Source organism: Enterococcus rotai, assembly GCF_001465345.1.
GTDB lineage: Bacteria > Bacillota > Bacilli > Lactobacillales > Enterococcaceae > Enterococcus_L > Enterococcus_L rotai.
Window position 1 is genome coordinate 2,327,530 of sequence record NZ_CP013655.1, and the last position, 11,869, is coordinate 2,339,398.

Below are 11,869 nucleotides of genomic sequence, written 5' to 3' on the forward strand. Positions count from 1 at the left end.
CCAATTATTTAAAACATACTGGAGTGAAAAAAATGACTGATGAAAAAAATATGAATCATAACAATGAAGAAATTATAGAAAAGGCAAAAAAATTTTTTAGAGAAATAATTGCTGAAAATCATGTGAAAAACACAGAGAAGCTAGAAAATATAAAGGAATTTAAAGTTAATCCATTTACTCATAAATATTTGGCAAACTTTTTGACGGGAAATGATGACCCCAAAAGCTTGGCGAAAGCATTAATATATCCTAGAGTTTTGGGTACTTCAATTACCACATCATTTGGACAAAATTTACAAACTTTTGTCAATACTACACTTGAAGGATATGGGTCAACAACAACAGGAATGGATATTGAATTTATAGATAAATTAGACGGAAGAAAAAAATATTGCCAAATCAAAGCTGGACCCCAAACAATAAATAAAGATGATGTTACAACTATAAGAAACCATTTTCGAGATGTTATTAATCTAGGTCGTACTAATGGTATTCCTATTGCAAATATGGACTGTGTTGTAGGGGTTTTTTATGGAACTTATAATGATTTAAGCGCATTCTATAAGAATTTAGCTGAAGATTATACTGTATTAGCTGGAAAAGATTTTTGGTATCATTTAACTGGAGACGAGGACTTTTATAATAAGCTCACAGATGCAATTGGGGAAATAGCTAATGAATTTGATGGAACTGAGCTTTTAGAAAAAACCATTAATCAGTTAGCGATGCAGTTGCAACAGGTTGATGGTATAGATGAATAAATAGTAAAGAAGCAGTCATTTGTTGTAAATACAAAAGACTGCTTCTTACTTTAAAATTGATTTAAGTAATCTATAACAGCCAGCCCCACATATTTAGCTAATTTAACGGGAACGGCATTCCCAATTTGCTTATATATACTTGTGACGCTTCCTTCGAACTTCCAAGAATCTGGAAAACTTTGAATCCTGGCATATTCTCTAACTTTGAATGGACGGGTTTCAGAGGGGTGGCAACGTTCTGTTTGTTTTTGACTAGGAGAAGTTGTTAAAGTTAGAGAAGGCTCATCCCAAGAAATTCTTCGAGCCATACCTCTTTTACCGCCACCAGAGTGATAAGAAGCACCCATGTAATCTTTTGCAATATTTTCGGGAAGATTAACCCAGCAACCTCCTGGGGGAACTAATTCTAAAACTTTTTTTTTCTTTTCTGAATAGGGCGTTCCTTGACTATCAGGTACATTTTTTAAAGCGTCTTTTAGTACGGGCTTTGTTGTTGAAATCTCTGGGAAAGCAAAAGGTTTCTTTTGCTTTTTAATCAGATCATTTCTGATTCCAATTATTACAATGCGCTCTCTTTTTTGTGCAACATCGTAATTCCAAGCATTTAATACGTTCCAATATACTGTATAACCAGATTGTGAGAAGACATCAAGCATTGTCTCGAGAGTTCTACCCTCATCATGATTTACCAAACCTTTTACATTTTCGGCTATAAAAACTTTGGGAGTTAGCTCATTTAAAATTTGAGAATATGGATAAAATAATGTTCCACGTATATCTTCTAGTCCATGTCTTTTACCAGCGTAACTAAAACTTTGACAAGGATACCCACCGGATAAAACATCTAACTCTTTATCAAGAGTGAATAATTCGTGATTTTTTATTCCATTATTTGCAATGTTTACAATATCCCCTTGAATCACATTCCAATGAGGTCGATTTTTCTTTAAAGTTTTACAAGCATCTTTATCTAATTCAATAGCACCTATCGAGTTAAGACCAGCTTCTTCTAATCCTAAAGAAAGTCCACCGGCACCGGCAAATGTTTCAAGAACTGTGTAATCTTTTTGAGGCGAAATATTTTTAACATCAGTATATCTATCCAATTTATATTCATATCTATTTATATTATTAGCAATAGATTCATCAGTAATTAATTCTAGCTGTTCCATGTGCTCACCAGTTTCTTCAATTATTAACTCCTTAAAAGGAATTTTTAACTCATTCATTAGATTTAGAACGTTTGTTTTTATAGGACAAAAGTCATCTGATAACATCTGTGAAAGTTGACTTTTGCTCATTCCAATTCGTTCAGCAAGCTCAGTTTGAGTAGCAATATTATTCTTTTTCATAGCCAATTTTACTATATCTTTATTGATAAACATAGAAGATACCCCTTCGATAAGTTTAAAATATATTTAACAACCCAATTATAATGGAGTTCAAATGCCAAGTCAACATTAAAGTTATAGTAGAGAATTATATAGTGTACTTTTTTTAAAATTTAATGTAATTCTATTTAAACTTTAGAGTTGTAAAAACGAACATTTAGACTGTATTATTTTTTTTAATGGGTTATACTAATAAATAGTATAAATGAATAAGGAGTTGTTTATTATTATGGATAAATTAAAGATGAGGTTTAAAAAAAGTGTTAATGGAATAAGTTGGATCAATAAGAATTTTACTCCTGTTTTTAAACTTCTTTTTGGAGTCATGTCTTTATCACTTTTATTTCAAGCGAATAGCCTAGTACATAGTGGTAATATAGTAGCTAAAGAGATTGGACTACAGGCTAATGAAATTTCAGAAAAGCAATTAGAAGATACTGCTCCTTCCTTAAGTTTTAATAGGAAAAGTTATGATGATGGAAATTTTTACTACGTTTTAAATAATGAACGAGGACACATGTCAAATGTAAGTTTTTATCAGTTTGATAGAATTAATTTTCATGCTAATAATAAACAATTTTCAGTTAATGCTGATGTAATGTCGAAAAATATATATAAAGGAAAAGCTAAAAAGAATCATTGGATATTTGATTCATCTTTAAAAAATTTTGATATTAATAAATTAATTGAGCAGTTAAATAAACAGTTAAATGAAAAACTTCAAACAAATGATTTTATGATTACAAGTACAAGTTACTATTATGTCTCCTATAATGATTTTAGAAATGAAAAAAAATCAGAATATTATAGATTTAAAGACAAAGAAAGTGGAGAAGGAATTTATGATGAATATATGACTATTCGAAATGATGAAATTGAAAATAATATCAAGAGATATTATACTAGTATATTCACTAGGCAAGAAACAAAATCTAGTGATGACGTATATAAAAATCAAGCTACAGTTTTATCAAATAGTATAATGAACTATTATAATATGGATTGACTATATGTAAGGAATACCAAATATGCTAGGTAGGCAATTTAATTCAGAGGATGGATCATCTCCATCCTCTTTTATAACATACGCAATCTATTCCAAATTCATTTTCTTCCCCTCAAACCCAGTCTCAACCTTCTCAGCCCTAACCATCTCCATCACCAATTCATCCCCCAACTCAATCAACCGATTATAATCCTCATAAAAAGCATGAAACATCTGCGCCCGCGCATAATACTCCTTCACAATCCGTTTCTTATTAATCGGCCCAGACCGAAATTGAAAAAAATGATCCAAAATCGCCAAAGGCTCCTGCCAAGAAGCCATCTTTTCCATAAAATCCCGCAACTCAATAATATCCTGATACGTAACCGCCTTTAAATTCTGTCCTTGTTTATCCATTCTCCTGATCTCCTTCAAATAAGGTGGAGAAAAGCCAATAAGCGCCAAACGAAACCCAAGCCCAAATCGAACTTCTCCCACCAATTTTTTCACTGAATTTCGTGCTTCAGCGATTCTTTCTATATACGCATTGACGAGACAAACCCATAACCCAGCGCTACAAAGGACTTTCAAAGCCTTGCTGTATTCATAACGCCTTCTCCCAGAGTAAAACAAAAAACGATACCGAACCTGTCAATACCGTCATCAATCAGCCAAACCAACCCCACAATTCACTCCTAAACCACCCTTAATCCCAAGAAATTAACAAAACCAACTAGAATTTCAAAAGAAAATTAGGTACAATAAAGAAGCTAGTGCTTCGGTGCTAGCAAATTGGCAACTTGTATAGATAGCTAGTAGATGTCTATGCAAGGCTTCATCGTTCGGTTGCCGCCAAACGGTGAAGTGCCTTTTTGTTTTATCCAGTTTTTCATCGATTCTTAAAACGTCCCTCCCTTCAAACATACTCGTAGGACAGAAAAAAACGGCATTGAGCAGATGCCCAATACCGTCGACAATAGTCTAATACCACATACACAACAACCAATCATACCAAGAAAAAGCAAAGATTCCCTAGAAATCCCAACCTATTTTAGGTACAATAAAGAAGCTAGTACATGTTGCTAGCACTATTGGCAACTTGTTTGGACAGCTAGTACTGTCTTTACAAGGCTTCGATCGTAAGGTTGCCGCCGAACGATTGAAGTGCCAATTTTTATTTATCTTTTTCAAATCCATTGACCTCAAATGATCAATGATCCTTATTTCTATCCTACACATTTTATTATACCGAAAGACACCCCCCACCGCAACGAAATTCGGCATTTCAACCCATTAAATAACACCAAAAACAGCGCCCTTATATATAAGATAAAATAACCAAAAAACTTTTTCCTCTTCAACCAATATTCACCCAAAAAAGCCCGAACTCCAGCTATGAGAAAAAACTAATAGTTCAGCCCGATATTTTTGAATTATTTATTTAGCCATACTATAGTAAAAGTATAGGAGGTAAGATATAAATGAATAAAGTGCACAGAATTTCCCTGAATTATTTAGCCGTTTTGATGTTGGTGATTGCCAACTTGTTACCCGCCGCCAGTGTGTTTGCAGAAGGACTGACCAAACCAGATGAAAATACATTCGACTCAGAATCCTTATACATCAAAGCAGACACTAAGAAAAATGAAACGAACAACAAATTAATCGACGTAAACTACGAAGTAACGAACAAAAGCGATCAACCAATCGATCACGTAGTTCTAAAACAAAAGAACCAAAATGACTCACCAGTAAAATTCGACGCAACAACCCTAAAAAGCGACGACCAATTGGTGGCGCCCTACGATCAAACGATCCAGTTTGACCAAAAAGAAAACCAAGGTGAGGGGACAGAACTAACCATCACCACGATCCAACCTCATACCACCAAACATCTGACAATCAGTGCCGAGCAAACAGACGAATCAATCTATCAGTTTGCTGTTGAAATAAATCAGGCAGATGAAAAAGTAGGAGACATCACACTAACACTGCCAAAGAATGAACAAGAACCGAGCAATACATCATTACAAGAAAAAGAATCTGACTCAGAAGTAGCAGAATCTCAATCAGAAGAGCCAACAACTGCTACACCAGAAGACTCAGTAGCAACGACCTCAGAAGAAAACAATCAAGCTGCACCAAGAGTACAACCAATCGGACCAAGAATTGCGCCAACGCCAGGCCGCGGCTTTGATAAACCAATTTATAAAAGCATCCACAAAGGAGAATTATTCTCTACAGGAAATACCAACTTAACCCCTGTAAACGAAGCGACAGCGAGCGCTTTTTTGAATACCAGAGCCCCAAGTAGTGGTCAAGCAATCAATAATTTTCAGTTGAAATTTGCGGATGTCGATGGCGATCCAACGACCTATAACTCAAGTAAAGCCTACATCGATTTAGATGGTGCCAAAGAAGTCGCATGGGCAGGCTTATTTTGGAGTGCATCCCGTTTTAAAGGTCCAGCAACTGCGACGAATATGACCGATGATGAAATCAGCGCCCCCGTTCAATTAACCACGCCAAATGGAACAGTAACCCGTGTTGCGCCACAAAGATATCATCGAATTGACCAAGATGCTACTAATCCTGGGCAAGGTTTTGGGTTTAATAATACGGGCTTTTCTAACTTTGCCGATGTGACCTCGATCCTTCAAGGGGATAAAAGTGCGACTGGTGCATACACATTAGCAGATATTCCGATGACCGATTTCCTACAAGGCAAATTTCAAAGTTTCAACTTCAGTGGTTGGAGTTTATTTATCGTGACCAAAGACCAAGCCAAACGATCCCGTGCCTTCAATGTCTATTATGGCGCTAGAGGGAACAAAGCTGGAACCAACAATGAATTTGTCATGAAAGACTTTTTAACCTCTAAACAAGGAAAATTAAACCCAATCGTGACGTGGTTTACCGTTCAAGGCGATAAATTTTTCACAGGTGACAATGCTCAAATCCAAAATAGTGCAGGAACTTGGGTCAATATCAGCAATACAATCAACCCAGTCGGTAATGTCATGAACGGAACCGTTTCAGATAACGATCAACACATGGTGGATAAATATCCGGGTCAATTTAATCCTGGCTTTCCCAACTTTTTAGATATCGATGTCGATCGTTTGACCTTACCAGAAGGGATTATCACTAACAGTCAGAAACAAATCAACTTTAAAACAACCAGTAGCGGAGATGATTACTCAACCAACGCGATCGGTTTTTCAATCAATGCGGAAACACCCGAACTTGAAGTCACCAAAGAAATTATAAATCCAAAAGAAACGTATAAAATCGGGGACACCGTAACCTATCGTGTCCATCTCAAAAATACCAAAGAAAACACAGAAGCGGTCAACAGTCTTTCTAAAGACCAATTAGATAGCCGTTTAGATTATGTACCCGACAGCTTATCCATCGTAAGTGGTCCAAATGCTGGCAATAAAACAGATGCCACAGGCGATGACCAGGGCGAATACACAGCAGCCGATCGTGCAATCACGTTTCGTGTAGGAGAGGGCGCCAACGCTACACAAGGCGGTAGCTACAAAGGAACGACCGCGGAAACAGTCTATGAATTTCAAGCAAAAATCAATGATACAGCCAAAGGAGAAGAACTGATTCCAAATAGTGCCACATTCCAAGGGGTAGATTCTGCCACAAATACGATGATCGAGAACACATCCAATATCGTAGAGGTAAAAATCGCCCCAGAAGAACTGGTCGGCAAACTAGAAAGCTCAAAATCCGTCAACAATCAATCGCCAAAAATCGGCGACGAAATAGAATACACGATTCAATTTAAAAACACCGTACCAAAGGGTATTTTAAACCAAGTAACCGTGACCGATACCTTACCAAAAGGCTTAACGTATATTGAAGACAGCGTTACAAGTGCAGGGCCTGATCCCAAACCAACCGCATTAACGGTTGTCAATGGCCAAGTAACCGCTGAATACCCAAAAATCGCCGACACAGAAACACGCGCTATTTCCTTTAAAGTTCGTGTCAATGAAGAAGCGGTAGTCGGACAACCGATCATCAACAAAGCCAAAATCGATGATCACACGAATCCGCCCGATGAACCAGAAGTCCCAGTGACACCAACAGAAACACCAGGAGAATTAGAAAGTACCAAATCCGTCAACAATCAATCACCAAAAATTGGGGACGAAGTCGAATATCGTTTGTCTTTCCGTAATAAAATTCCGAATGGTGTCTTAAATCAAGTCACAGTGACGGATAATTTACCAAAAGGCATGACCTATGTCGACGGCAGTTTAACCAGCGAAGGCGCTGATCCGCAACCGACAAGTCTAACCATGACTGACGGCAAAGTCGTTGCAGAGTACCCAAAAATTCAAGATACCACAGTACGAACCATTGTCTTTAAAGTCAAAGTCAATGAAGAAGCTATTGTTGGGCAAAAAATCGTAAACAAGATAACTGTAGATGACCATGTTAATCCGCCCGATGAACCAGAAATTCCAGTCACACCTGTTGAAACACCTGGACGATTAGATGTCACCAAATCCGTCAATGATCAAGCACCAAAAATTGGGGACGAAGTCGAATACCGTATCACATTCCGAAATAAAATCACGAACGGTGTTTTAAACCAAGTTACCGTAACGGATACTTTGCCAAAAGGCGTAACCTATGTAGAAGGTAGTTTGACCAGTGAAGGAGACGATCCAAAGCCAACAAGCTTAACCATGGAAAATGGTCAATTGACTGCTGAATACGGTATGATCAATGACACCAAAGTCCGTTCAATCGTTTTCAAAGTCAAGGTTAACGATGAAGCGAAAATTGGCGAAGCAATCGTCAATAAAGCCAAAATCGATGATCACACCAATCCGCCCGATGAACCAGAAGTACCGATTGTGCCAGTCATCACACCAGGCGAATTGGAAAGTAGCAAATCAGTGAATAATCAAGCACCGAAAATCGGTGACGAAATTGAGTATCGCATTACATTCCGTAATAAAATCACAAACGGTGTCCTAAACCAAGTCACCGTGACCGACACCTTACCAAAAGGCTTAACCTATGTAGAAGGAAGTTTGACCAGTGAAGGCGCTGATCCACAGCCCACAAGTTTAACGATGGAAAACGGAAAATTAGTCGCTGAATATCCTGAAATCAAGGATACAACCATACGAACGATTAGTTTCAAAGTCACCGTAAATGCGGAAGCGGTAGTCGGACAACCGATCGTCAATAAAGCGAAAGTTGATGATCATACCAATCCGCCTGACGAACCAGAAGTGCCCGTCACACCCGTTGTAACACCGGGACAATTAGACGTAACGAAATCAGTCAATCATCAAGCACCAAAAATCGGAGATGAAATCGAATACCGTATTAGTTTCCGTAACAAAGTCACGAATGGTGTGATCGATCAAGTCACTGTGACCGACACATTACCAAAAGGGTTGACCTATGTAGAAGGTAGCCTAACCAGTGAAGGCGCTGATCCGATGCCAACAAGCTTGATCATGGAAAATGGCAAAATGACCGCTGAATACCCAAAAATCGACGACAATACCGTCCGCTCTGTTGTGTTCAAAGTCCGCGTGAACGAAGAAGCGGTAGTCGGACAACCAATCGTCAATCAAGCGATCATCGATGATCACACCAATCCACCGGATGAACCCGAAGTGCCCGTCACACCAGTCGAAACGCCCGGTGAATTAGAAAGCACTAAATCGGTAAATAACCAATCACCGAAAATTGGGGACGAAGTGGAATATCGTTTGTCTTTCCGTAATAAAATTCCGAATGGTGTCTTAAATCAAGTCACAGTGACGGATAGTTTACCAAAAGGCATGACCTATGTAGAAGGCAGCTTAACTAGCGAAGGTGCTGATCCGCAGCCAACGAGTTTAACAATGGCGAATGGCAAAGTCGTTGCGGAATACCCGAAAATCCAAGACACAACAGTACGAACGATTGTCTTTAAAGTCAAAGTCAACGAAGAAGCCATCGTCGGGCAAAAAATCGTGAATAAAATCACCGTGGATGATCATGTCAATCCGCCAGATGAGCCTGAAATTCCAGTTGTCCCAGTCGAAACACCGGGACAATTAGACGTCACAAAATCAGTAAATGATCAAGCACCAAAAATCGGGGATGAAATTGAATACCGTATTACCTTCCGCAACAACGTCACAAATGGTGTCTTAAACCAAGTCACAGTCACAGATACCCTACCAAAAGGCGTAACATATGTAGAAGGCAGTCTGACAAGCGAAGGTGATGAGCCAAAACCAACAAGTTTAACGGTGGAAAATGGCAAACTAGTCGCTGAATACCCAAAAATCAGTGACAACAAAACCCGTTCGATAGTCTTTAAAGTCAAAGTAAACGAAGAAGCAAAAGTCGGTGAACCAATCGTAAACAAAGCCAAAATCGACGATCACACCAATCCACCGAACGAACCAGAAGTACCTGTAACACCAGTCGAAACACCAGGAGAACTAGAAAGTACGAAAACGGTGAACAATCAATCACCAAAAATCGGAGATGAAATCGAATATCGAATTCATTTCAACAATAAAATCCCGAATGGTGTCCTAAACCAAGTCACAGTCACCGATACTCTACCAAAAGGAGTAACATATGTAGAAGGTAGCTTAACGAGTGAAGGCGATGATCCCAAACCAACAAGCTTAACCATAACAAATGGCCAGTTGATCGCGGAATACCCGAAAATCACCGACACTAACATTCGTTCAATCGTATTCAAAGTGACCGTCAACGAAGAAGCCGTTATCGGACAGCCGATCATCAATAAAGCGAAAATCGATGATCACACAAATCCGCCAGATGAACCAGAAGTCCCAGTGACACCAGTAGAAACCCCTGGCGAATTAGAAAGTACGAAAACAGTTAATAACCAAGCACCGAAAATTGGGGAAGAAATCGAATATCGAATCAATTTCAATAACAAAATAGCAAAGGGTGTTTTAAACCAAGTCACCATCACCGATGTGTTACCAAAAGGTGTAACGTATGTGGAAGGTAGTTTAACCAGTGAAGGGGACGATCCAAAGCCGACAAGCTTAACGATGACAAATGGCAAACTAGTCGCAGAATACCCAACAATCAGCGATACCAAAACACGTTCCATCGTATTCAAAGTAACAGTCAACGAAGAAGCCGTAGTTGGAGAACCAATCATCAACAAAGCCAAAATCGATGACCACACAAATCCACCCGATGAGCCAGAAGTTCCCGTGACACCAGCGGAAACACCAGGGGAATTAGAAAGTACGAAAACAGTCAATAACCAAGCACCAAAAATCGGTGAAGAAATTGAATATCGTATCACCTTCCGTAACAAAATCACTAATGGTATCTTAAACCAAGTCACCGTCACGGATACCCTACCAAAGGGCGTAACCTATGTAGAAAACAGTGTGAAAAGTGAGGGCGATGAGCCAAAACCGACAAGCTTAACGGTAAAAAACGGTAAACTAACTGCTGAATACCCAACAATCAGCGATACCAAAACCCGTTCTATCGTGTTCAAAGTGACGGTTAACGAAGAAGCAGTGGTTGGTCAACCGATCATCAATAAAGCGAAAATCGATGATCACACGAATCCGCCCGATGAACCAGAAGTACCCGTGACACCAGAACAACCGCTAGGGAAACTAGAAAGCGAGAAAACAGTCAATAAAAAGACCGTTAAAATCGGTGAAGAGCTTGAATACCGCATCAGTTTCCGCAATACAGTAAAAAATGGTCTCTTGAGCCAAGTCACAGTCACAGACAATTTACCAAAAGGGTTGACCTACGTAGAAAACAGCGTGAAAAGTGAAGGGGACGATCCCAAACCAACAAGTTTAACGGTGAAAGACGGAAAGGTGATTGCTGAATATTCAACAATCAGTGATACCAAAACCCGTTCGATTACCTTCAAAGTGAAAGTCAACAAAGAAGCCATCTCTGGTCAACCAATCATCAATAAAGCGAAAATCGATGATCACACGAACCCGCCAGACGAGCCAGAAGTACCAGTGACACCAGAACAACCTGTAGGAAAACTAGAAAGTAGCAAAACAGTTACTAAACAAAAAGTGACAATTGGTGAAGAAGTCGAATACCGCATCAGTTTCCGCAATACAGTAAAAAATGGTCTCTTGAATCAAGTCACAGTCACAGATGATCTACCAAAGGGGTTGACCTATGTAGAAAACAGCGTGAAAAGTGAAGGCGACGAACCAAAACCAACAAGCTTAACGGTAAAAGATGGAAAAGTAATCGCTGAATATCCAACAATCAGCGACACGAAACCCCGTTCTATAGTGTTTAGAGTCAAAATCAATAAAGAAGCCGCTATAGGAAAACAAATCAAAAACATAGCGACTGTGGATGATCACATCAATCCACCGGATAAACCCGAAGTACCTATCGTGCCAGAAAAAGAAGTTCCAGGGAAACCAGATCTTCCAAAGGCAGGAGAAACAGTCTCAAATTCCGTATTATTTATCGGGTTTGCGATGTTAGCGACTGTTTTGTTGGTAAATGTGGAGCAAAGAAAAAAAGATAGAAATTAACTATTATCATTAACTTGATGAAAAAGAGCAGAGGAAAGCTTACTTTTAAGTTTTCCCTGCTCTTCTTAAATAGATTGGTATGTCAACAAATTCGTTCTTTTTCTGACTATCTAAAAATGATACGATAAAAGAGGTACAAATAAAGCAAAAAAAGGAGAAAAAATGGAG

The 11,869-nt window shown here is 38.7% G+C and carries 5 protein-coding genes; 3 read left to right on the top strand and 2 right to left on the bottom strand.

What is annotated here, in order from left to right:
* Positions 1-32: 32 nt before the first annotated feature.
* A complete protein-coding gene (locus ATZ35_RS10840) occupies positions 33-761 on the top strand; it encodes a PmeII family type II restriction endonuclease (protein ID WP_208927250.1) in 729 nt (242 codons plus the stop codon).
* Positions 762-811: 50 nt separating this feature from the next.
* On the opposite strand, the gene ATZ35_RS10845 is transcribed toward ATZ35_RS10840, so the two are convergent.
* Positions 812-2,146, bottom strand: a complete 1,335-nt coding sequence (locus tag ATZ35_RS10845; protein ID WP_244148151.1) for a DNA cytosine methyltransferase — start codon at positions 2,144-2,146, stop codon at positions 812-814.
* A gap of 235 nt (positions 2,147-2,381) precedes the next feature.
* On the opposite strand from ATZ35_RS10845, the gene ATZ35_RS10850 reads away from it, so the two are divergent.
* On the top strand, positions 2,382-3,158 hold the full coding sequence (locus tag ATZ35_RS10850; RefSeq protein WP_207120706.1) for a hypothetical protein: 777 nt from the start codon (positions 2,382-2,384) through the stop codon (positions 3,156-3,158).
* Between the two features lie 87 nt (positions 3,159-3,245).
* Here ATZ35_RS10850 and ATZ35_RS10855 read toward each other — a convergent pair whose 3' ends face one another.
* Positions 3,246-3,554 (bottom strand): hypothetical protein, encoded by a 309-nt coding sequence (locus ATZ35_RS10855; protein ID WP_069655554.1) that lies wholly within the window; start codon positions 3,552-3,554, stop codon positions 3,246-3,248.
* A 1,064-nt stretch (positions 3,555-4,618) separates the two neighbouring features.
* On the opposite strand from ATZ35_RS10855, the gene ATZ35_RS10860 reads away from it, so the two are divergent.
* A complete protein-coding gene (locus tag ATZ35_RS10860; protein WP_208927251.1) occupies positions 4,619-11,701 on the top strand; it encodes an isopeptide-forming domain-containing fimbrial protein in 7,083 nt (2,360 codons plus the stop codon).
* The last annotated feature ends 168 nt before the right edge of the window (positions 11,702-11,869 follow it).